We start from the raw sequence: 23417 nt of genomic DNA on the forward strand, positions 1-23417 counted from the left end.
AATGTGACGATAATCTTTGTTACTCTGTTTTATCCGCACATTAAGTACGTTTATGTAACCATTATCTTCAGAAGGATGACTTAAAGTAATTTTAGCGTAAAATGCTATATTTCTTATGGGCTAACTCTAGGAAAGGTCCGTTTCTTGTTCCATTTCTAGCACAATTTCTGAGGGTTTCATTTCTAAAACCGCTGCAATTCTGAAAAGTTCACATCTCGAAGGCCGGGGCGATCGCCGATGTGAAAAAGGCCGCGCAAAATGCGAGCGCCATTGTCATCGCGACCGATAAAGATCCGTCAGGGGAAGGACAACTCATCGGCTGGGAAGTGATTCAGGCGATTGGCTGGAAGGGTCCGGTCAAGCGGATGTATTTCATCGATGAATCTGAAAAAGAACTCCAGAACGGGTTCAAGAATATTATTGACTTGCCGTCGTACAACAAAGACGGGGAATACGTGAAAGCAAACGTCAGGAGCCAGTGGGATTTCCTTTCGATGCAGCTGACACGCCTTGCGACACATGCAGCACGATCAAAGGGATACAATGCGGTCGTCCGCCAAGGTCGTTTGAAATCGGTCATGACGAAGCTCGTCGCCGATCAGCTCGCGTTGTTCAAGGCCTACAAGAAAAAGCCGTTCTTCGAAGTGAAATACAAAGACGAGAACGGGAACACTTACGCACGTAAATTTGATGAGGATAAGGACAGCTTTCGATTTGACAGTAAAGCGGACGCTGACAAGGATCTGAGCAACTACGGTCCGTCGTCAGTCATCCAGGATTCCGTCACCCGTAAAGAAACGGCCCCTGGTAAATTGCTGGACCTTGGGGGACTCGCTTCGATCTTGGGTACAAGAGGATATAAATCCAAAGAGGTGCTGCAGACCTATCAGAAAATGTATGAAGCAAAAATCGTAAGCTATCCGAGAACCGAGGATAAGGTCATCTCGATGGAACAATTCAAAGAGATGCTGCCGCTGGTCGATAAGATTGCCGCTGTCGTCGGGGCGGATGTGTCCCTGTTGACGCACCGGAAACCAAGGGCAACGCATGTAAAAGACGGTGGAGCGCACGGGGCGAACCGCCCAGGGACGGTCGTACCGAAATCACTGGATGCCTTATCGGCTTATGGTGTGAGTGCGAAAGCCATCTATGAAACGCTTGCAAAGAACTTCCTGGCCATGTTCGGGGAAAATTACGTGTATGACAGCATCAAAGGACACATCGAGAAGCATCCGGCGTTCACGACCACCATCAGTGTGCCGATCGACCAGGGATTCAAGGCGATCTTCGATGCGGATCAGGAAACGGCCGATGACGCAGGCGAGGACGATACAAGCATCGGTCTTGGGAAGAACGGGTCCCCGATCGTATCCGAAGGGGTGAATAAGAAGCCGCCGCATCCGTCCCATAAGTGGCTGGAGAAACAGTTAAGCAAATATGAAGTCGGAACCGGTGCGACGCGTGTTAGCACGCTCAGTGAGGTCACGAACGGAAAGACGGCACTGCTCGTCGATGCACGAGGGAAACTGACCCTGACCAAAATCGGGGAGATTGCGGCCGCGCTGCTTGATGGCTCACAGATTGGCGACCCGGGTGTCACAGAAAAGCTGTTCAAGGCCATGAAGGACGCAGGGGATTTCAAGGTGAAGACGCATGACGTCCTTCATACGGCAACGACCCTTATTAAGCACGACAAAGAGGTGTTTTACCGCAACGCTGAGTTATTACAACAAAAAGTGGGCTCGCCGGATGCGTCGATGCAGATAAGTGCACCGAAACCGAAGACCGAAGGCATCTTTAAGCCGACCGGGGAATCGGTGCGATTCAGCAAAGTTTGGGGCACTTATGCGTTCACGGACCAGGAGATCGCGAAGCTGTTGAACGGTGATATAATCCAGATTCAGACGACCGACCAGGCGACCGGCAAGACCCGAACCGTCGAGGGTTCACTCCAAAAAGACATCTTTAAAGGAAAAGAGTTCTGGGGCTTCCAGCGCAAGAAAGCGGAGGGGTATACCATTGCGAATGCGCCGTTCCCATCGTCCTGGTCCGGATACACCTTCACAAAAGACGATGAGAAGCGATTGCGTGCCGGGGAGAAAGTCAAGATCAAAGCAATCAGCAGCAAAACGGGGAATCCGTTCGAGGTCGAGGTCACGTTTGAAATACGCGAATACAAGGGGAACAAGAACTGGGGGATTGAGCCTCATTTCGCACCAAGGCAGGACCCGACCAAGCTCACAAGGGTGACAGCTTCGTTCAAAGAGGAATTCTCGGGGCATAAATTCACCAAGAAAGAAGTTCAGGATCTGCGCGCTGGCGGGAAAGTCATGGTCACTGCTAAATCTAAGAAGGGGAAAGATTTCACTTGCAATGTCTCCCTCGAATTGAAAGAATACAAAGGGAAGAAGTTCTGGGGTGTCGAGGCCGATTTCGGGTGATAACACTCATGCGAGGACGTCATGCGTAGATAAGAAACTGATTTCAAAGTGGGGAGCCTTCCGGGCTTCCTCTTTTACTTTCAGTTCCTCCTCAAACCGTATGTGATGTTTTTCTTCTATGGATATATGATTTAAAATCCTGCTTTTCAAGTAGAACATACATATTTAGAAAAGAGGAGAATGGTCAGTTTGATTTTGTAGTATTTCTAAGAGGTTCGTTATCGTGGAATCATTTTATCTTTTTGGTGAAATCAATAAATCCTGGAGCTTCCTGGTCAAGCAATTCTGGCAGTTTCTCCATAATTTTAATTCTTATTTCTTGTTCCAAATCATCACGTTCATCCAGGACGGTCTCTTTCACGTGCTTTTTGATTTTCCAATCCAATGATTCCAGTACCAGTTCATTTTTTTCCTTATCGGTCAGATTCTTCAATCGAACAACCCTCTTTTCTTAGATTTCAAACTAGCACTTTTTCAAGCTGTTTCAAGGTCTTCTTATGCCAATAGGAGATGTTTTGTTCTGTTTGCCTAAAGGCTTTTCCGATTTCTTTGTTGGTAAATCCTTGAGCGTAATAAAGATATAAAATCTGGTGTTGTTTCGGCTCTAGTAACTCGATCGCGTCGCTCAATTTATGGTTTTCCATTGCAAACAACTTTCTTTGTTCATTCTCCTTTAACATCAAGAATTGCTCCGGCGTTTTATTGCTGTTTTCTAGCATGTCTAACATCGTACTATTCGATTCACCCCTCCCGTTTGACATGGGTTTGTCTACAATCAGCTGATACCGGAAGTTTCTGAGCTTGACTCTTTTATCATAATCAATGGCGTAACGCTTGATTAAGCCCGTTAAATATCTCAATGCCCGATTCAAACGATAAAATTCCTTGAAATGCTCGTCCAATTTGTTAATATCCTTATCCTGCAATGTTTCAAGAGCATGGTCCAAAGCGGCCTTACTTTCTTCATCTCTCAGAAATTCCTGAACGATTGGATCTTGGAGAATAACCGGCAATCGTTCTTTGATCTTTAGCAATGTCGCTCTGCGACAACCATTCACATCTTCACTCTCTTTTGCGTTATGTTTTTTCATCATAAAAACCTCCTTTCTTATCTAAGGTGAAATTTATCTTAAAAAACTAAAAAAGAACCTATGTTCGTATTTTATTACAAAAAAATACCATTTTACAGCCCAAACATTTTTATTTTTTTACTTTTCTAGCATTTTCTTCACCTTTTTATAAAAGGGGGAGTGTAAATGAAGAACAGTATCTTGGATGCTAATTATGGAGTTTCCTATATAAATGCTCCTAAATTTTGGAGTCAATCTATCAAGGGGAATGGTGTGATTGTTGCCGTACTAGATTCTGGTTGCTTCATCGATCATGAACAACTAAAAGATTCTATCATAGACACCTATAATTTCACCACGGACGATAACGGCGATACGGACAATGTGACGGACTATTCAGGTCATGGAACACATACGGCTGGAATTATAGCGGCTCGGAATCATAAATCCATCATCGTAGGTGTGGCACCAGGCGCTAAATTATTGATCTTAAAAGTGATCGGCAAGGACGGTAGCGGCAGTTATGAAAACTTAATACATGCCATAGAATTCGCTTCGGAATGGCGCGGAAAGGGGGGAGAGAAAGTCGATGTGATAAACCTTTCGTTAGGCGGCACGAATGACGATCCGTCTCTTAGAGAAGCTATCGACAAAGCCATGGCCAATAACATCATGATTGTGGCAGCTGCCGGGAACTCTGGAGACGGCTCGGACTTAACCAATGAGATCCTATATCCCGGTTATTACAAGGATGTCATCCAAGTGGCAGCTGTGGATCAGAATTCAATTCCTACGTCTTTTAGCAACACCAATGTGAATATCGACTTTTTAGCACCGGGAAAAAACATTTTTTCCACCTTCAATGACGGTCATTATATGGCCCTTTCAGGTACGTCAATGGCCGCACCGCACGTTTCAGGAGCCATCGCCTTACTAAAAGAATTTTTCCGTATTCACAACCTGCCGGCAACACAGGAAAGAATTTACGAGTACCTGGTTGCCTACTCCAAAACATTCGATCGTTATTCCTGCAAGACACAGGGCCATGGATTGATTCAATTATAGAGGTGGTGAGAAAATGGACAGCGCGGATCGTGTATTCATCGAAACGCTAATTACCACGATTGGCGACTTCGGGTTTCCGTTAGTATTAGCTGTTTACCTTTTACTTCGTTTTGAAAAGAAAATAGAGATTTTGACGGAAGCCATTTCTACCTTAAAAGAGGTTATAAACAATCGGGAAAAATAAAAACAGGCCACTTAGGGTCTGTTTTATTTACTTTTTTTGTTATTATTAAGAAAAAAAGAAAAAGGTGTACGCATGAAGAAAATTCTCCTTAGTCTATTTTTAATAGTCAATGTATTGTTCATCTTTAATTTTCTAGCAGGTGCGCTCATTTCAACAACGCATATTTTATGGGTCTTTCTTTTTTTATTAGGACTCATTGTTTCAGGTGTATCCTTATCGCAAAAGACACATCCACTGCTTTCGATCTCGGCATTGGTGACAAGTGTTGCCTCTTTGGCTCTGTTCATTTTCATTTATTACCTATCCAATTTACTAGGTTGACGCAAAAAGAGAAGGGGAAGACACCCTTCTCTTTTTTATAGTTTTCCTGTTGCCATATTGTAGGCCCACTCAGCAACCATCCACCAGCCCGGATCACTGGTATTGTTTGCACAAGTGTACAACTGCCAATCGCAACCGTCATCACCCACGCCGAAGTTCTTATAGCACCTATCGTGAGCTTGGCAGCAACCATCAAGTGGATTCAATGGTGTTTGCGTGAAGCCGTTACCAGTACATCCCTTGCCACAGTATCGATAGTAGTAATACTTTCCGTTACCAGAGTTATAGAATACTAGGCATCCATCGTACCAGGCTTCAGGGGTGATTTCAGCCACTTCATCAGCACCCGTTGGATGTTTCAATTCTTCTACAAATAAGAAGTATGAAGCGTCAAACGGAATTTCGTTTTCAACCTCAACTTGCCCGTTTTTCACAACGACTTTAAGGATCGTTTTTTCCCCTTTTTCATTTGTAGCAGAGAAGTGAGCCTTAACGCGAATTTCTTCCTGGTCGTGTTTAAGACCTTGGATGATTACTTCATCATTCAACTTAACAAAAATAGCTTGTTGTTGAACACCTTCACCCATTTTTTTGCCTTCTCCAAATGTTAATTCCAGGATGTCCGTTTCTTTCACTTCAACATCAGCGTGATGCTGTCTTACGATCGCCACCAGGGTAGCAAATGCCGCGCTTCCGTTCAACTCATCAACCAGCTTATTCTTCTTGGAATCTTTTAATTCCCGTGCTTGAACTAAAACTGCCATATTTAATTCTCCTTTTGTATGAATAATTTTTTAATAGTGGTTTTTCTTGTCTGTAACTAAAAATTGTTGTTTCTAGCACACACAGTGATCGAAGACATAATGATTGGTTTCTCTATAATAGAGGAAGGTAGCCGGGCAATCGTTTCCAAAACCACAGCACCTGCGGTCCATCATACACCCTACTTCAGCCATTGGAAGAATAACGTTTTTGATTTCCATTTTCTGTTTCACCTCGCTTTTCCTGTTCTACTCCTATAGGTGTAAAATGTAATTTCAAACTAAAAACAAAATAAATATTTTTTGTTTGATTTTATTTGCCTTTTTTTCACTTAAAAATATAGGAAGAAAAGGAGGATATGTCATGAAAACGAGCGTAAAAGTTTTATCAACCCGAATTGCCCACCTTGCAAAGAATTGAAAAAAGCGCTTATTCAAGAAGACATCTCATTTACGGAGAGGGATATTGTTAATGATCTTTCAGCAGCGCAGGAATTTAGACAGCTTGGAGGACAATACACACCGACTACCATTGTGATGGTAGGGGATGAAAGACACGAGGTGATCGGTGCGAATATCAATAAGATCAAGAGTATCCTAGAAACATCGACTCTATAATGAGGAGTGCAATGAAATGATTGAACAGCACGCTATCGAAAATGAATTCCAAAAATATAATAGGTTGAAAGTCGATTTGCTTAAAATATCCAAGTGCATTGAATGCTGTGAAGAAAAGGAAGAACAGGCCTTCTATCAAAATCTGGCGATTGAATACAGCAAAGAACTGAAAAATCTAAAGAAATCGATTGAAAACGAGTACCACATCATCCTTTGTGATCGATGTGTACATTAAAAACCCAGGTTCCGGAGCCTGTTAAAAAAGCGTATATGTTACGCTTTTTTGTTTGCAAACAATCGATATTTTTCAAAGGTTTTATAATCCTTTTTTATTTACACTGGAAAATAAATACCATATTCGTTAGAATTAAATCGGTACTCACACTTTTATATTGGAGGTCTATCATTGAATAAGAATTCAAAGTCTTTCATTTTCGTTGGTGTTTTGCTAGTAGGTTTGTTTATTTTCGATTCTTTTTCCACCAATCAATCGACGATGCAGGTCGAAGCCCAGGATAATAAGAGTGAGTTATACGGCTTTTGGGTAAACAAAGATTCCTATATCGTCATTTCGAATTCAGGCAGCAAAATGAACCTCAAAGAATACATCAAAAACGAGTCGGAAATAGATCATGGCAAATTCGAGTTGAGTTCTCGCGATACTAATCGTTTTGAAGGTCAATTTTTAGATTCCAAAAAAGACATTTCTTTCAAATTGAGCGAGGATAAAAAGAAAATCACGGTCACGAAGGATGGGGAGTCCAAGGTATTCAAATATACGGATGTGTCTCCAATAGACTACGTTTCCACTTACAATTAACAAAAAAATACACCCAAATGGGTGTATTTTGTTTAAGGTGGTATCCGGATTCGAACCGGAGATCAAGGAGTTGCAGTCCTTTGCCTTTGTCCAGCTTGGCTATACCACCACAATGATTCTTATATGTATATTGGTGGATTTTCTGTCGGAAAACTAAAACAAATAAAATAAAAAACCGCAAAGATTATTCTTTGCGGTTTTTTTTGTGCAGTCTTCGCTTAAACGTCCATTGCCGGTAAATGGCGTGCAAGTCTTCCCCAATCTTCCAAGTAATCAGTTACAAATCGCTCACACACCATGGCAAAGGTGCGGTCATCATATTCAAGACCTAGTTTTTTGGCGGTCAAATGAAAAGATTCAGGCGAAATGGCATGGTCAACCCAGGCTAAGCTAGACGACTTTCAACCAGTTCTTCGCGACCAACAGGCTTCACTTCACCTTCTCGTGTTATCCTATACACACGATACCATTTATTGTAATTCTCCACAGTTAGCATCCCGTTCGATTCATCATTCCAATCATAGACAAACTGAGTGGTGAGCGGAAAGCCTCTTTCACTATAATACTTAATCTGAGGTGGATCTTTTAATATCCCTCCGGCTTTTGCCTCATGGGGCTCACGGTTCATACGGTGATAGATTTCTTCTAAACATTTTTTTTCAGCCGAATTGTATCGCTCAGAGTTGACTACGATATCCATGATGCTAAGACCTAGTAATTCCTTCTCTGTATTAGATAGTTTTAACTCCATCCCCAAACCTCCTAATGTATGACGCAATTTTTTTTCAAATGTTAATTACTATTATGATAAAGCATTAGCTCCCATTGTCCACTCCATAATCATGAAGTGCGGGGTGTGACTTGAGAAAGAGCGATTTAAACCGCTCTTTCTGGACGTCAGTTCCACTATCCAGGTCAGTTCCGCACAATACCCCGGTATTTTGATTTACGGGCGAAGTCGCGGCTCACTTTCGGTTCTGTCCATTGTACCCAGGTTTCGCCCATGGAGACGGAGCGCCGTTCCGGTACGGTTTATCGAGGCCATACTCCGTGATGAGCGGCTCGTCGTCATCCATCTTGTTACCGGTGCGGATGTTGGTCTTGTCGCTTCCGATATGGTTCTCCCAATCCCCGTCCGCGTCGATGATCGGCGACAGCTGGTCAAAGAACGTGCGTTGACCAATCAGGGTTCCGCTCGGATTGCTCCGCTCGAACCATTTCTGATACAGATCGTACAAGAATTGCTTCGGGATCAGATCCCACACGAATTCCTCATGCAGCTCGTTCCAGAAATCGAGCACCGGATTGTTCTTCTCGCGATACTGGTCGAGCAGGTAGGCCGAGGCTTGCGGCACGATGAATTCATCGAATTGTAGTGAGAGAGCTTTGAATAAAACGTATTCCAGCACCTCTTTTCGGGCGATGTAGTCCGATTTGATATAGCTTTTCTCCCCGTTGTTCGTGAACGACTTGATAAACGGAACGATAATCAGGCGACGATAAAACGAGCCGGTTTTGTCTTTCGTCTTTGGCAAGCCGTTCATCATTTGGATGTTGAGCCCCCGGAACTGGATACGCACCGGGTCCTTGTGTTTCCGGTTGATGATGACATCATCCCCGGTGATGCTTGCCTTGTAATCCTTGACCGAGTCGATGTATTTATCCACGTCATTTTCATCGGCGATGTTGGCCGCTACGCTAAGCAGATCCTGCTTCTTGAATTCATGGTTGAAATCCACGACCGACAGCGCCGAATAGTTGCCTTTTCCGAGCAGGTTCTTGATGAGCTGGCCGACTGTGCCTTTCCCGTTGTTTCCGGATTCCGAATAAAACCAGATCGACTTATTCAGGCCCCGATTTGGCTGCAGGCTGGCGGCAATAACCTGCCACAAGAGATCATTGACCTCTGGAGTCACGGAAAGACCTGTGAGCCAGGATTCCACGTCCCAGGTTGATCCGTCGGCTTCCGGTATCATCGGATTCTTCGCATTCGGGTCGTAATTCACATTGATTTTGGTGAGGAAGACATAGTCCTCGGAAAACGGCTCCAGCTTGCCGGTTTTCTGGTTATAGATGCCGTTGTTCACAGGAAACAGGTGAGGGTCGGTTGTCGTGCTCACTTCTGGTGCGTACGTATTGATAATGCCGAGCGCTCCCTCGATTTCCTTCTGCCGGATGTCCTCTGTGATTTGCCTCATCATATACGAGAACAGCTTTTCACTCGTCGAGTAGATCCCTTCCGGGTTCTTGAATTTCGAACCTTTCTTCCACATGATGTCATTTCCTGTGACGTAAAGCCCGAGCGTTCCGCTGTCCGCCTGTTTGCTCGTCGCAATCGAACGGAACGTCAAGAGGTGCAAAAGGATCGCGGCGATGTCGCTGAAATCCAGACTCTCCGGAACCTTCTTGCGGAGACGCGTATTCACCCCCAAGTTATGTTCTTCCACGCTTGCGATTTTCGCACGGAGGGCGTCTTCGCCGATTCGTGTGAGGGATTCTTTTGTCAGGTTGGCCGGTTTCGGGGTGTCATCCAGGAACGATTCCAGCCATTTTGCCATTTTGGTTCGGTCTTGCTGATGGGTTTGTGCCATGGGTCATCCACCTTTCTATTTGTCTATGATGGGGCAGCCTGGTTTCGCTCGGGCCGCTTTGATTCTTTTAATCTTCTATTTTTTTAAACAGATTCTCTCCTTCTTGTAGTCTCTTATTCTTTCTTGTGGTGTATGGGTGGAATGGCTAGGGTCCTTGAGGAAAATTTGTGTTCTCTAGCCATCGACACGATGGTCGCCTCGGGATTCTGACCGATGTTGGCAGGGGCTCTGTATACGGGGAAACAGAAGGCAAACTCTCAACTATATAACAAATGGAAAATAATGTCAATCCCTCACTTCAAGTCAACGCGTCCCAGCTTTTTGGGACACACCTGATCTGATAGGGGGTTTTTTGTCGTCGAAACGCAGTCACATCAAGGGGTTGCGGGGTTTTATGTGCGTGTCCCAAATTCGATTTTCAAAGTTGGGACAGGGCGGTTTTCAACTGTCTTAAAAACGCCGAAAAACCAGTCGTATCAAGGGTTCATCCGGTTTTGGGCGTGTCCCAAATTCGAGGCGGTCCTTTTTGGCCGTTTTTCGTCTGAAATTGGCGGTGAAGCCAGTCACATCAAAGGGTTGAGGGGTTTTCGCGCGAGGTTTTCGTGTCCCAAGCTGTCCCAACTTTTTGAGGAAAAACCCTTGTGCTCATGCAAGGGTGGTCGATTATTCATGCATGAACCTGTATAAAATAGCGGCTCATTTCGCGATCCACGTCACAGAAATAAGGGTGTTTCCCCTGAAAATGGCGTTATTTTTGGGACAAACCAGGATTAGTTGGGACAAATCACAGGTAAATTGGGACAAATGCCCTCGAACTTGGGACATTTTTTGCAAATCTGGGACACCTAAATCCCATAATACCAAGGGTTTAAGAGCTTTTTTTCTTCTTTGTCCCAAATAAATATTAAAAATATATAAAGAAAAGTTTTGCTCCTGCATAAAGTACCTGTGGATAAGGGAGCGCAGAAATAAAAAGTTTTAGTTCTTTGAATTTGGGACACGCAGCTCTCTATTAAAATTTTTTCTGTGACTTAAAAAAATAGAAATATTTTACAATATTAAACAGTAACTTGTAGATTAAATTTCCAAATATTGGTATAATTAAACTACCATCAAACGTTTACGGATTGAATCTGTGACCATCATGGTTGAGATTGGTCCCTAAAATGACTACCCGATGAGGAAGGGAGGTGAGGCCGGTATGTCCTCCAAATTGACAGAGTTCGGTCGAATGACCCGGAAGCTCCGGGTGGAACACGACGAGTATTTAAAAGACATGGCGGGACACCTGGGTGTCACACCCGCATATCTGTCCGCTGTTGAACGAGGGCAGCGCAATGCCCCTTATGAATGGGTTGGTCTATTGCAGATTGCCTATGGTTTGACCCATGATGTCGCCGAACGCTTGAAACAAGCCCTGGCGGAATCCCGCGCGTATGCCAAGTTGGACATCTCGCACCTTTCGGCTGGCGATAGGCGATTCATGGAATTGATTGCAGAACGGCTCCAGTCATTTGACGAAGAGGAGCGGTAATGGATCATATTTAGCGTTTTCTATATCACTGATAGTTTGTAAACTTAAACCGCTAATAAAAGCCAGGTCCTCTTGTGTCAATTGTTGTTCGGTTCGCAGTCTTTTAATGGTTTTTCCTAGCTTCTGTTTAACGTTCATGAATTTATCCCCTTATCTCAATATTTTTCACATAATGCTAGCTGATTTAAAATCGTCATCCTACCATCTATATTAATTATTTTTGAATGCTGTGCAATTTATTAGGCATACTGGGACTTCATCATTTTGTTCCCACTGATGCATTCTAAGAACTATCATAGCATCTGCTAGAAAAAGAAAAAACAAATGAAGAAGGAATAGAACCAGCAAGCCATTTTTCGGAGAAAAGTGAACTCCATCAATGAGTAAAAGGTTTAAATTATTATAGGAACTAAAAGATTACGATCACATAAATAAATTGAATGTTTCAAAGGATCAGCATGAAACCCTGATCACTTGGCAAAATAATCATAATAGAAAACGCTTGCATTTTTTCGGATTCGTTTTATAATACTTGTATACAAGTATACTTGATTAACTAGGAAGGTGAGGAAATGACGAAAAAAAGCGAATTTCTTTATCCCCAAAAATGGCTTTCTAAGGCCTCGACTGGTGACCGTGTTGCGAGTGAACTGCGGATGCAAATCATTTCGGGACTGATTGAAAGCGGTGCCATCCTATCGGAAAATAAACTGGCTACAGATTTTAACGTGAGTCGCTCACCCATTCGTGAAGCGCTTAAAATACTCTCAGCAGAAAACCTGATCCGCCTGGAAAGAATGGGTGCTGTGGTCATCGGTCTGACAGAAAAAGATATCGAAGAGATTTACGATGTACGTTTATTGATTGAGTCATTTGTTTTTGAACGACTCATTAAAATTGATACAACTGACCTTGTAATTGAGTTGAGCAAAATCCTAGAAATGATGAAAATCGCCATAAAGTACAAGGACGCCGACGAATTCAGCCTGCAGGATGTACTTTTCCATGAAACGATCATCCGGGCTATCGACCATTCCTACATCAGAATGATCTGGGATAACACGAAGCCTGTGATGGAAGCTTTCATCTTGTTATCGATGCGGGCAAGAATCGAAGAAAAATACGATGATTTCAACCGCATCCTCGAAAATCACAAACTTTATATTGAAGCCATCAAAACTAAGAATCGCGAACTTATGATTAAATCCTTACACCAAAATTTTGATGATGTTCAAGGTAAAGTAGACGACCTTTGGATATCACAGCAAACGCTTTCTAAAGGAGTGGAGAAAAGTGACTGAGTATATGTTAGGGGTCGACATCGGTACAACTAGTACGAAGGCTGTCCTTTTCAGCGAAAAAGGCGAAGTCATCCAGCAGGAGAACATTGGCTACCCTCTTTACACACCGGATATTTCAACAGCAGAGCAAGATCCTGAAGAAATTTATATGGCTGTTCTTACGGCCATCACAAAAATCATGAAGCACAATCAGCAAAAAAAGCTGGCGTTCATTTCATTTAGCAGCGCGATGCACAGCGTCATTGCGATTGATGATAATGACGAGCCGCTAACACCTTGCATTACGTGGGCGGATAACCGCAGTGAGGCATGGGCGCATAAAATCAAAACACAACTGAATGGGCATGAAATTTACAAGCGCACTGGAACGCCGATCCATCCGATGTCGCCTTTAAGCAAAATCGCATGGATCGTGAACGAGCGTCCTGAAATCGCTGCTAAAGCAAAAAAGTACATCGGCATCAAGGAATTTATTTTCAAAAAGTTCTTTGACCAGTATGTGGTGGACCACTCGCTGGCATCAGCGATGGGAATGATGAATCTTAAAAAGCTGGAATGGGACGAAGAGGCTCTGCAAATTGCGGGAATCTCAACAAATCAATTATCAGAGCTTGTACCGACAACAACAACCTTCACGAATTGCAACCCGGAATTAGCAAAGCAAATTGGGATTGATCCCGAAACTCCTTTCGTCATCGGCGCAAGTGACGGCGTCCTTTCCAACCTTGGCGTCAATGCGATTGGCAAAGGCGAAATTGCGGTCACGATTGGGACAAGCGGAGCAATCCGCACGATCATCGACGAGCCGCAAACCGATGAAAAAGGACGGATTTTCTGCTACGCACTGACTGAAAAGCACTGGGTGATTGGCGGCCCTGTCAACAATGGCGGGATGGTCCTTCGCTGGATCCGAGATGAATTTGCAGCATCGGAAGTCGAGACGGCAAAGCGTTTAGGAATCGATCCTTACAATGTTTTAACAAAAATCGCTGAGCGTGTAAGGCCAGGAGCAGAAGGATTGCTGTTCCACCCATACCTTGCGGGTGAGCGTGCTCCGTTATGGAATCCAGATGTCCGAGGTTCATTTTTCGGAATGACCATGTCCCATAAAAAAGAGCATATGATCCGTGCCGCATTAGAGGGTGTCATTTTCAACCTATATACCGTCTTTTTAGCGCTTACTGAAGCTATGGAGAGCCCGGTTACAAGAATTCAGGCAACCGGCGGCTTCGCAAGGTCAGATGTCTGGCGCCAGATGATGTCCGATATATTTGACATCGAGGTGGTCGTTCCTGAAAGCTATGAAAGCTCCTGCCTTGGCGCTTGTATCCTCGGTCTTTATGCAACAGGTAAAATTGATTCGTTTGATGTAGTTTCTGATATGATTGGCAGCACATACAAGCACACACCAAGTGAAGAAGCTGCAAAAGAATATAGGCAGCTCGTGCCGATTTTCATCAGTTTATCGAGAGCCTTGGAAAAGGATTATTCACGAATCGCCAACTATCAAAGAAGTTTGATTAAGTAAGGGGGATGCACCTCATCCTCTCACAAAAATGTTAGCGCTTTATTTTATAAGTGGGCCTAATCCCATCACAAAGCACGCTTTATTTTACAGAGGAAACACCCTGCTAAAAGCAGGAAATATAGACATCTTAGGGGGAAATTACAATGCCATTAGTTATTGTAGCAATTGGTATCTTAGCTTTACTTTTATTGATTATGGGCTTCAAGCTCAACACATTCATTTCCTTGATCATCGTTTCGTTTGGTGTAGCATTGGCACTTGGTATGCCACTTGATGAAATTGTTAAGACAATCGAAGCCGGTTTGGGTGGAACACTTGGCCACTTAGCACTTATTTTCGGTCTTGGCGCTATGCTTGGCAAATTAATTGCTGACTCTGGCGGTGCCCAGCGTATCGCGATGACACTTGTGAACAAATTTGGTGAAAAGAACATCCAGTGGGCGGTGGTTGCTGCTTCATTCATTATCGGTGTCGCTCTATTCTTCGAAGTAGGTTTAGTACTATTGATCCCAATCGTATTTGCGATTTCAAGAGAATTAAAGATTTCAATTCTGTATCTTGGTATTCCAATGACTGCCGCTTTATCAGTCACACACGGCTTCCTCCCTCCTCACCCAGGTCCAACTGTAATTGCTGGTGAGTATGGCGCAAACATTGGTGAAGTATTGCTTTATGGTTTTATCATTGCAATTCCAACTGTTATTTTGGCAGGTCCAGTATTTACGAAAATCGCTAAAAAACTTGTACCGCAATCTTTCAACAAGACAGGAAACATCGCTTCTTTAGGCGAACAAAAAACATTCAAGCTGGAAGAAACACCAGGTTTCGGTATCAGCGTTTTCACAGCACTACTACCAGTTATTTTAATGTCTATCGCGACAATTATTTCTTTACTGCAAAAAACAATGGGATTTGAGAATAATAGTTTCCTAGCTGCAATCCAATTCATCGGTGATGCAGGAACTGCCATGCTAATCTCGCTATTAGTGGCAATTTACACAATGGGCTTGGCCCGGAACATCCCGATCAAAACTGTAATGGATTCTTGTACAACAGCAATCTCTCACATCGGCATGATGCTATTGATCATCGGTGGCGGAGGTGCCTTCAAACAAGTATTGATTAATGGCGGCGTTGGTGACTATGTAGCAGAACTTTTCAAAGGTACTTCTCTTTCACCAATCCTGCTTGCCTGGATTATCGCAGCCATCCTGCGTATCTCTCTAGGATCGGCAACGGTTGCTGCATTAACAACAGCAGGTCTCGTTATTCCATTGCTTGGCCAAACTGACGTAAACCTTGCTCTAGTCGTACTTGCAACAGGAGCAGGAAGCTTGATTGCATCACACGTGAACGACGCAGGCTTCTGGATGTTCAAAGAATACTTCGGCCTAAGCATGAAAGAAACATTTGCAACATGGACACTGCTTGAAACGATTATTTCAGTAGCAGGATTAGGATTCATTTTATTGCTTAGCCTGTTTGTATAAGAAAGGCACAAACGCCTTGATCAGCCCTGACAAGCGTTGGAGGGCCGACCGGTGAAGTCGTTTTTTGACTTCATTGGGCGGACCGAAACGTCTCGAGGGGCTAGGCGTTGAAGCTAGACAATTCTCGAAGCCAAATTTTTAACTTATAGTATAAAAGAAGAGGTCAGCCTTTCGTTGAGAGGCTGACCTTTTTATGCGCAAAAGCACTTTCGAATTAATGGTTGTTTTCGAACTTGCTTTCGCCCACCTACACAAACCACCTAATATAAACCCCAACGGCTATGAATGATAACAAAATAACCACCACATAAATCACTGTAAGATTCGTTGTGTTTTTTTTCGTGGCTTTGCTATATTCCTCGTCTCCCTTGCCGGACAATAACAATGTTGCCAGCAGTGCTCCAATGAGAATTATGATGACTAAAACAAGACCAAGGGTCATGTAAACACCTCTTAACATATAAAATCATCTTAATTATAACAAACTCCAACGAAAGTCTGAGAAATTCTCATTCCAATCTCCGGCCTCAAAGGTGTTTCTCCACTATATAATAAAACTAAAGTATTGAATCGAGGTGCTGAAAATGAAGAAACCTTGGTCTGAAAAAATGCCCGCAGTCCAATTCCGGATTGCACGGCCAACGGATCAATTAGAGAAAGTCGTTGAATTTTTGCCGTGATGGGCTTGGGCTTGAAGTAGTTGGCGGGTTTGAGAAGCATGATGGTTATGACGGGGTGATGCTAGGCCTGCCTGATTTGCCGGCGTGACGATTGCCAATCCGGATGGCTGGAGAATCGTGCTGCAGAATACCGAAGGGTTGGAAAACACTGATTGGCTGCAGAATCATGCTCCAGAACACTGAAGGGCTCGGCAGTAAATAAAACGAGAAGGCACTTCTGCGGTTCAAGTGCAGAAGTGCCTTCTTTTTTAATATTCCAGCTCCGCAACCTTCTCATAACTGCCCATTTTATGGCTTGTAATTTTTTCAGCGGACAGGGCGTACATTGTGTCGCCGATATAGAGCAGTCGCTGAATTTGGTGCTCCCATTCTTCGTAATATGGCATGTCGCCATTAATATGAGTAATTTTAGACTTCAGCTTAAATCCGGTCGCAGGATCGATACTATAAACATATGCTCCCTGATATTCAAAGATTTGTTCGTGATCATTCTTCTCACTGTTTCGGTAAACCGAAATCGGGAAGGCAAAGATGTCTTTGTCTTTATTGAACAGCAAAGCTTTATGGTCATGGTTCAATGGTGAGTAAGTGCCGCGACCTCCAATGATCTCAGTAAATTTCTCTTTCGGATTGGACATGTCACTGACATCGAACAAGGAGATTTTGACTCCATCTGTAAGGATTCGCGGCTGCGAGGCTCCTTTTTCAGCGACGATTTTCGTATCCTGGCCGAAGCCGATGATATGGTTTTCATCATACGGATGCAGATAATTGCTGAAGCCCGGGATTTTCAATTCGCCAAGCACTTTCGGATTGGCTGGATCGCTTGCATCGAATACAAACAGCGGATCGGTTTCTTTAAAAGTAACCATATAGATGCGGTCACCCATGAACCTTGCGGAATAAATCCGTTCTCCTCGCGCCAGTTCTTCAATCTTTCCGGTTTCCTTTAAATTTTTATTCAGAATATAGAGATGGTTGCTAGAAGGGCGTTGTTCATCCCACGCATAGCCTTTCGTCGTCACGACGCGGAAATAGCCATTGTGCTCATCCATCGAGAACTGGTTCAGCACGGTTCCCTGCACGGTGGCGGAGCTGTGGTATTTTACATCCAGGCCCTTAACCTCAAATTTATGGACATCGGTGTCCGGCGCGATGACACCACGATCCTTCCTCTCCATATCCCCATAGTTCTCAACAGCAAGGTAGAGGTTTTCCGTGGACATATAAAGCTGGTTGCCGCTGCCCAAATACGTGGTCATGGCTGCTTCCTTTTTTGGCTGGTCAAGATCAAGCGCTGCAATCATCGTATAGTTTGGCTGACGCGACTCCGGGAAATAGCGAATATCGTCATAAGCGACTGTTTTTTCCTTTGTTCCCATTGCTGTATCAGTAAACTTTGGCCTGATATCAATTTCCCTATTTTCCTTCAATAGCCAGTAATCCGGATAATGCTGAGTAATCAGGTAAACGAGGTTATCCACCTTTCTCGCTGATACATAGTGCCCTTCCAATTTGACTTCACGGACCTGCTTCGGATCAGCAGGATTTTTAACATCATAGACAATCATGGTCGTCATCTGCATCATCGGGGCAATCAGCGTATCTTTTGCAGCTTCATCATATGGCTTGTAAATTTCATTGTACTGATGGCCAATGACCACCAGCTGATCGTCTTGCAGGAATAGCTGACTAGGTGAAAAATTCTCAGCAAAATGCAAGACCGATAAAACCTTCATCTGCGTGCCAGGCACCGCTTGAATGATCCGCACCTTATTATGCTCAGCCTGAAAAATGCTTTTCCCATCAGTTTTGACGATATCCGCTTCATCAACGCCCTGAACCTGGACATTCGTTTCGGAAACATCTCCGCCGCCTCCGGACTTATCGGCAGCCACTGACTCCTCCGACGCTTTATCCTCGCCAGCAGAGAAGGATTCTTTCAATCCGCCAAACCAGCTTCGGGCCTCATTCTCTTCCTCTATAATCTCTTCAAAATAGCTCGCCAGATTCTCCTGCGAGCCAACCGTCGGAAGCGTTTCTTTTACAACGAACTTCCAGTTATGCTCAGAGTTCAGCTCCCTGCCGAGCGAAGATTTAATTCCTTTTTTAAAATGAACGGTATACTCCTTCGCTTTGAGGTCATAACCGTTTTTCGGAGGATGGATGTAAATGGTTTTCCGGTCGTCACCCAGCTCCAGCTTCGTGTCGAGCTTCTCTCCGTTATCATTCGTCACATAAATTAGATCAGCATCAAGACTTTTTTCAGAGATTTTCTCAGAAAACTCTAGCTTCCACACCTTATTCGGCAGGACCACATGCTCCTCTTCCCACGCATTCACTACTTTGAACTGGGAAAAAGAAAAGAAAGCCACTGCAACTGAAATGAGCAACAAACCGCTTATTAACCACCATTTTTTCATCATTTTTCGAACCCCCTTGTAAAATTAGACGGGGAATGCTCGCTGGTGTTTCAGGTTTTAACCTAAAAATTACAATTCAGGAAGAAATCCCATGAAAAAGCAGGCAAAATACCTTTAAGATAGGAGATTTAACTTTACCGGAAAAATTTCTAATAGCGAAAAATCAAATTTTATAGCGAGAATATCTTTTTTATAGCGACTTTTTTATTTTTATAGCGACTTTCAATTTTTAATAGCGAAAATCATAATTTTATAGCGAGTTTCTAATTTTTATAGCGAACTGGAAATTCCGCTCGTTTTTTCCCAATTATCTTGTATAATAAAAAGCTCCTCCGCATCACGAAGGAACTCTGATTTTACTAAACTCTTCTCCTGGCACGGGTTTACTGAAATGATAGCCTTGTGCCTCGTTGCAGTGGTGCTGTTTCAATACTCCTAACTGGTCTACTGTCTCCACGCCTTCTGCAATGACGGACAACCCCAGGTTATGCGCCATCAAAATAATCGTTGTAGCTATGTTTTCGTCGCTTTTATTGTCGGCGATGTCCTTCACGAAGCAGCGGTCGATTTTCAAATGATCAATCGGGAATCTCTTCAGGTAACTCAGCGAGCTGTAGCCTGTGCCAAAATCGTCAATCGAGATATTCACTCCAAGCTCCTTCAGCTCATGAAGAATCACGCTTGCTTTCTCTACGTCCATTGTCATGCTTTCAGTAATCTCAATCGTAAGGAAGCGCGGCTCGACTCCGGCCAACTCAAGAGTTTCCTTAATCATCGGAATCAAATCAGGCTGATAAAATTGGCGAATCGATAAGTTCACGGATACCGTCAACCGATCCATGCCATTCGAGTGCCAGTCCTTGAGCTGCTGCAGGGCTGTTTTCAGCACCCACTCACCAATCGGAATGATTAATCCCGTTTCTTCCGCAATCGGAATGAACTGATCTGGTGATACATGACCAACTCTTTCATTTTGCCAGCGGATAAGCGCCTCCGCTCCTTTGATCTCATTCTTGCATAAGTTCACAATCGGCTGATAATGAAGCGCAAATTCATTGCGTTCGAGCGCTTTGCGGAGTTCATTTTCAATCTGAAGCCTTTCAAATGCTTTGCGATCAAGCAACACATCATACATCTGGTAATTATTTCGCCCCTGCTTTTTTGCCTGATACATCGCGACATCCGCCTTGCTCAACAGCATGTCAACTTCCTCGCCATCATCTGGATAAAAGCTCATGCCTATACTCGTTGAGATGAAAATATCTGTACCATCAATGACAAAAGGCTCCTCTAATGCCTTGAGGATTTTTCGAGCAACGGCTTCGGCTTTTTCCTTCGTCGTATGCTCTAGTAAAATAGTGAACTCGTCCCCGCCCTGTCTCGAGAACAAGTCACCGTCTCCCAGACAATCTTTTAATTTATCAGAAACATGCACAAGCAGCCGGTCACCAATCGAATGGCCAAGAGAGTCGTTCACGTACTTAAAACGATCGAGGTCGAGGAACATCAGGCTCACTTTTTCTTCCTGAGCCAGATTTGTCTTGGCAATGGCCTTTTGAACTCTTTCATCAAACCGTCTGCGGTTCGCCAGCCCGGTCAATGCATCATGATAAGCCATAAAATCAATCTTCTCTTTTGCCCGATAGTGCTGAATCACAAGGCTGGTGAGGTCTGTTGCTTTTTCAATGATTTTCCGGTCCTTCTCGCGTGGAGACCTCGTACTGCAATAATACATGCCAAATGTGCCAATCACCCTCTGGTCATCATCAAAAACTGGTGATGACCAGCAAGCCTTCAAATCATAGGGAAGAGCAAGCTCGCGGTAATGCTCCCATAATGGATCGTTCTCAATATCTGTCACGACTACGGATTTTCCAAAAAAGGCCGCCGTGCCACAGGAACCAGCTGTGGGACCAATCGGCATACCATCCACTGCTGCATTGTATACCGGCGGCAAATGGGGAGATGATCCATGATGCAATTTCATTCCCTCTTGATCCGCAATCAGGATGGAACAGTGTGCTCCGTCGGTAAAAGCTTCAATAAAATAGACAATTTCATCAAGAACTTCCTGAAAACCAGCTCCCTTTGCCATCATTTTAAGGATCCGGTTTTGGCCTCTCACCAATGCCTCGAGCTCCTTTTTTTCCGTGATATCTTGCGCGCAGCCGACAACTCCCAGGATTTCTTCTCCAACCTTAATCGGTACTGCTGTGATCATCAGATTGACACGCTCACCTGTCCCCTTCCTTAAAATTGCCGTTTCAAAACTCTCACGTTCTCCTCTTGTGACCCGTTTAAAATGCTTTATTGTTTCCTCAACATAATCATCATGAACAATCGAAATAAAATTCATTTCCATCGCTTCTTCAATGGTATAACCCGTTATGGCTGCCGCCTCATCATTAAAAACAATAAAATTCCCTTCCATATCAAGGCATAACACCCATCATGGTTATAATCAAACAAGGATTTATATACCTCAAAAAGAGAGCTGTTATTTAAATCTGGCTTCATTCCAGTCCCCCCATCCCTTTAAACTTTAAGTATATACATGTCATATCGGCACTCCCTTACTATGGTTATACAGGTATTTTTTAACAGTTAGGTCTGTTGGACTAGTATTTTAATAAAAACATGAAGAAAATCTTCTGAATTCAGGCACCAATGATATCATTGGCGGTCAGAATTTTTATTAATGAAACATTTCCCTGACCCAATACGTATAAAATCTTGCAAGCTTAACATTTGCCACTGAATTCAGTACACTGTTTGTTATTGACACATTTTTCAAGACAGGGAGCTTTTATAAAATGGGTAAACAGAAACAGCAAACAAGCTTAAAGCCTTTCCTTTCACTGATTTTATCGACAAATATTCCGAAGGCTGCGCTTTTCATCGGGCTGGCTGCGAGTATCATCACGACTCTGGCTGGCCTGGTGGTTCCGCTCCTGACGAAAAACCTGGTTGACGGCTTTTCCGTTGAGGCGATCAGCGTTCCGCTTGTCTTCGCGATTGGCGCTGCCTTCGTTATTCAGGCATTGATCAGCGGGATTTCGATCTACCTGCTCAGTTATGTCGGGCAAAAGGTCGTCGCTAGGCTGCGCGAACAGATGTGGACGAAGCTCATCCGCATGCCTGTCCGCTATTTTGACAAGCAGTCGAGCGGTGAAACGGTCAGCCGGATTGTCAATGACACAAGTATTGTCAAAGACCTGATCACGAATTATTTTCCGAATTTCGCAACTGGGATCATTTCGATCATCGGTGCTGTGGTGATTTTGCTTGTGATGGACTGGAAAATGACCTTGCTCATGCTCATTTCCATGCCGCTGACGCTGGCCATCATGATGCCTCTTGGCAGGAAAATGGCCAAGATTGCACGCGGGCTTCAGGATGAGACGGCCGTTTTTACTGGACATATCACCCAGACTCTCGGCGAAATCCGCTTAATGAAAGCTTCGACAGCGGAAAAAATTGAAGAGGACAACGGCTATGGCGGAATTGATAAGCTGTTCAACTTTGGCTTGAAGGAAGCGCGAATCTTTGCGTTGATTGGTCCAGTCATGCAGCTGATGATCATGTCGTCATCGTCATCATCATTGCCTACGGAGCATGCGTGTCGTGAATGGAACGATGTCGACCGGTGCGCTGATCGCCTTCCTGCTTTATTTATTCCAAATCATCATGCCGATTACTTCGTTCGCGATGTTCTTTACCCAGTTGCAAAAAGCGAAAGGTGCGACAGAACGGATCATCGAAATCCTCGACCAGCCACTTGAAGAAGGCCAGGTAGGAATCGAAACAGACATTAGCAACCTGCCGATCACCATCGATAGTGTCAGCTTTGCATATAGCGAAGAAGAGCCTGTCATTGAAGGAGTATCCCTGGATGCCCAGCCTGGACAGATGGTTGCTTTCGTCGGGCCAAGCGGCGGCGGCAAAACGACCATGTTTGGTTTGATCGAACGTTTTTACGAACCGACAAAAGGAGAAATCCGGATTGGCAACACTCCAATTCAGAAACTATCATTAACCTCGTGGCGCAACCAGATCGGCTACGTATCACAGGAAAGCGCGATGATGGCCGGAACCATCCGTGAAAATCTGTATTATGGCCTCGAAAACGGGGACCAGATTCCGGATGGACGCCTGTGGGAAGTCGCAAAAATGGCCTATGCAGACCAATTCATCGCAGATTTTCCAAAGGGACTTGATACGGAAGTCGGTGAACGTGGCGTCAAGCTGTCTGGCGGACAAAGGCAGCGAATCGCAATCGCTCGCGCCTTCCTCCGCGATCCGAAAATCCTGATGATGGACGAAGCCACCGCGAGCCTCGACAGCCAGTCGGAAGGCATCGTCCAGCAAGCATTGACACGCCTGATGGATGGCCGGACGACATTCGTCATCGCGCACAGACTCTCGACCATCGTCAATGCAGATAAAATTGTTTTTATTGAAAAAGGAAGAGTGACCGGTATCGGCACACACCAGGAATTGATTCAAACGCATGATTTATACAGGGAGTTTGCACAGCAGCAGCTGGCATAGCCATCATTTACACAGAGAGTTTGCACAGCATATGGCACA

The 23417-nt window shown here is 44.1% G+C and carries 20 protein-coding genes, 1 tRNA gene and 2 pseudogenes; 12 read left to right on the forward strand and 11 right to left on the reverse strand.

Features of this window, described 5'->3' with window-relative positions; genetic code table 11:
- Positions 1-239 precede the first annotated feature (239 nt).
- On the forward strand, positions 240-2441 hold the full coding sequence (locus JCM21738_RS15580) for a DNA topoisomerase (RefSeq protein ID WP_023625912.1): 2202 nt from the start codon (positions 240-242) through the stop codon (positions 2439-2441).
- 229 nt (positions 2442-2670) lie between these two features.
- On the opposite strand, the gene JCM21738_RS15585 is transcribed toward JCM21738_RS15580, so the two are convergent.
- The gene (locus tag JCM21738_RS15585) at positions 2671-2874 is read right to left on the reverse strand and encodes a hypothetical protein (RefSeq protein WP_023625913.1); all 204 of its coding nucleotides are present in this window, start codon (positions 2872-2874) and stop codon (positions 2671-2673) included.
- 25 nt (positions 2875-2899) lie between these two features.
- Complete coding sequence (locus JCM21738_RS15590) at positions 2900-3535, reverse strand: sigma-70 family RNA polymerase sigma factor (RefSeq protein WP_081742144.1); 636 nt, start codon at positions 3533-3535, stop codon at positions 2900-2902.
- A 162-nt stretch (positions 3536-3697) separates the two neighbouring features.
- Between JCM21738_RS15590 and JCM21738_RS15595 the strand changes: the two genes are divergently transcribed.
- Together JCM21738_RS15595 and JCM21738_RS15600 are read left to right on the forward strand one after the other, a co-directional pair.
- The gene (locus tag JCM21738_RS15595; protein ID WP_023625915.1) at positions 3698-4576 is read left to right on the forward strand and encodes a S8 family peptidase; all 879 of its coding nucleotides are present in this window, start codon (positions 3698-3700) and stop codon (positions 4574-4576) included.
- Between the two features lie 13 nt (positions 4577-4589).
- Positions 4590-4760: a YvrJ family protein gene (locus JCM21738_RS15600; RefSeq protein WP_023625916.1), complete on the forward strand. Its 171-nt coding sequence runs from the start codon at positions 4590-4592 to the stop codon at positions 4758-4760.
- A 23-nt stretch (positions 4761-4783) separates the two neighbouring features.
- On the opposite strand, the gene JCM21738_RS15605 is transcribed toward JCM21738_RS15600, so the two are convergent.
- Together JCM21738_RS15605 and JCM21738_RS15610 are read right to left on the reverse strand one after the other, a co-directional pair.
- A complete protein-coding gene (locus JCM21738_RS15605) occupies positions 4784-5053 on the reverse strand; it encodes a hypothetical protein (RefSeq protein ID WP_023625917.1) in 270 nt (89 codons plus the stop codon).
- 63 nt (positions 5054-5116) lie between these two features.
- A complete protein-coding gene (locus JCM21738_RS15610) occupies positions 5117-5845 on the reverse strand; it encodes a phospholipase A2 family protein (protein ID WP_023625918.1) in 729 nt (242 codons plus the stop codon).
- A gap of 384 nt (positions 5846-6229) precedes the next feature.
- On the opposite strand from JCM21738_RS15610, the gene JCM21738_RS23445 reads away from it, so the two are divergent.
- The 3 genes from JCM21738_RS23445 (at position 6230) to JCM21738_RS15625 (ending at position 7280) form a co-directional block, all read left to right on the forward strand.
- Positions 6230-6460 (forward strand): glutaredoxin family protein, encoded by a 231-nt coding sequence (locus JCM21738_RS23445; RefSeq protein WP_035209634.1) that lies wholly within the window; start codon positions 6230-6232, stop codon positions 6458-6460.
- A gap of 16 nt (positions 6461-6476) precedes the next feature.
- The gene (locus tag JCM21738_RS15620; RefSeq protein ID WP_023625920.1) at positions 6477-6695 is read left to right on the forward strand and encodes a hypothetical protein; all 219 of its coding nucleotides are present in this window, start codon (positions 6477-6479) and stop codon (positions 6693-6695) included.
- A 171-nt stretch (positions 6696-6866) separates the two neighbouring features.
- Positions 6867-7280 carry a hypothetical protein gene (locus JCM21738_RS15625; RefSeq protein WP_023625921.1) on the forward strand — a complete coding sequence of 138 codons (414 nt, stop codon included), beginning with the start codon at positions 6867-6869 and terminating at the stop codon, positions 7278-7280.
- 35 nt (positions 7281-7315) lie between these two features.
- On the opposite strand, the gene JCM21738_RS15630 is transcribed toward JCM21738_RS15625, so the two are convergent.
- The 3 genes from JCM21738_RS15630 to JCM21738_RS15640 all read right to left on the reverse strand — a co-directional run bounded on the left by JCM21738_RS15630 (position 7316) and on the right by JCM21738_RS15640 (position 9871).
- Positions 7316-7389, reverse strand: a tRNA-Cys gene (locus tag JCM21738_RS15630).
- 276 nt (positions 7390-7665) lie between these two features.
- On the reverse strand, positions 7666-8031 hold the full coding sequence (locus tag JCM21738_RS15635) for a hypothetical protein (protein WP_035209637.1): 366 nt from the start codon (positions 8029-8031) through the stop codon (positions 7666-7668).
- A 214-nt stretch (positions 8032-8245) separates the two neighbouring features.
- Positions 8246-9871: a DNA primase family protein gene (locus JCM21738_RS15640; RefSeq protein WP_052019749.1), complete on the reverse strand. Its 1626-nt coding sequence runs from the start codon at positions 9869-9871 to the stop codon at positions 8246-8248.
- A gap of 1201 nt (positions 9872-11072) precedes the next feature.
- On the opposite strand from JCM21738_RS15640, the gene JCM21738_RS15645 reads away from it, so the two are divergent.
- Positions 11073-11405, forward strand: coding sequence for a helix-turn-helix domain-containing protein (locus JCM21738_RS15645; protein ID WP_023625924.1), 333 nt, complete (start codon positions 11073-11075; stop codon positions 11403-11405).
- Here the strand turns inward: JCM21738_RS15645 and JCM21738_RS26805 are convergent.
- Entirely contained in the window at positions 11382-11543 is a 162-nt protein-coding gene (locus JCM21738_RS26805; RefSeq protein WP_023625925.1) for a helix-turn-helix transcriptional regulator, read from the reverse strand. The genes JCM21738_RS15645 and JCM21738_RS26805 overlap by 24 nt on opposite strands.
- Positions 11544-11977: 434 nt before the next feature.
- Between JCM21738_RS26805 and JCM21738_RS15650 the strand changes: the two genes are divergently transcribed.
- The 3 genes from JCM21738_RS15650 (at position 11978) to JCM21738_RS15660 (ending at position 15724) form a co-directional block, all read left to right on the forward strand.
- Positions 11978-12706, forward strand: a complete 729-nt coding sequence (locus tag JCM21738_RS15650) for a GntR family transcriptional regulator (protein WP_023625926.1) — start codon at positions 11978-11980, stop codon at positions 12704-12706.
- Positions 12699-14234: a gluconokinase gene (gntK, locus tag JCM21738_RS15655; protein WP_023625927.1), complete on the forward strand. Its 1536-nt coding sequence runs from the start codon at positions 12699-12701 to the stop codon at positions 14232-14234. The genes JCM21738_RS15650 and gntK overlap by 8 nt, the downstream gene beginning before the upstream one ends.
- Positions 14235-14377: 143 nt before the next feature.
- On the forward strand, positions 14378-15724 hold the full coding sequence (locus JCM21738_RS15660; protein WP_023625928.1) for a GntP family permease: 1347 nt from the start codon (positions 14378-14380) through the stop codon (positions 15722-15724).
- A 247-nt stretch (positions 15725-15971) separates the two neighbouring features.
- On the opposite strand, the gene JCM21738_RS15665 is transcribed toward JCM21738_RS15660, so the two are convergent.
- Positions 15972-16184, reverse strand: a complete 213-nt coding sequence (locus JCM21738_RS15665; RefSeq protein ID WP_232215875.1) for a hypothetical protein — start codon at positions 16182-16184, stop codon at positions 15972-15974.
- A 148-nt stretch (positions 16185-16332) separates the two neighbouring features.
- On the opposite strand from JCM21738_RS15665, the pseudogene JCM21738_RS27770 reads away from it, so the two are divergent.
- Positions 16333-16480, forward strand: a pseudogene (locus JCM21738_RS27770) (VOC family protein); the annotation flags it as partial.
- A 172-nt stretch (positions 16481-16652) separates the two neighbouring features.
- On the opposite strand, the gene JCM21738_RS15675 reads toward JCM21738_RS27770, so the two are convergent.
- Together JCM21738_RS15675 and JCM21738_RS15680 are read right to left on the reverse strand one after the other, a co-directional pair.
- The gene (locus JCM21738_RS15675) at positions 16653-18830 is read right to left on the reverse strand and encodes a beta-propeller domain-containing protein (RefSeq protein WP_023625931.1); all 2178 of its coding nucleotides are present in this window, start codon (positions 18828-18830) and stop codon (positions 16653-16655) included.
- A 334-nt stretch (positions 18831-19164) separates the two neighbouring features.
- Positions 19165-21273 carry a bifunctional diguanylate cyclase/phosphodiesterase gene (locus tag JCM21738_RS15680; protein WP_256360205.1) on the reverse strand — a complete coding sequence of 703 codons (2109 nt, stop codon included), beginning with the start codon at positions 21271-21273 and terminating at the stop codon, positions 19165-19167.
- 367 nt (positions 21274-21640) lie between these two features.
- Here JCM21738_RS15680 and JCM21738_RS15685 point away from each other — a divergent pair.
- Positions 21641-23378 (forward strand): annotated as a pseudogene (locus JCM21738_RS15685) (ABC transporter ATP-binding protein).
- Positions 23379-23417 lie beyond the last annotated feature (39 nt).

The organism is Mesobacillus boroniphilus JCM 21738, assembly GCF_000517385.1.
Taxonomy (GTDB): Bacteria; Bacillota; Bacilli; order Bacillales; family Cytobacillaceae; genus Mesobacillus; species Mesobacillus boroniphilus.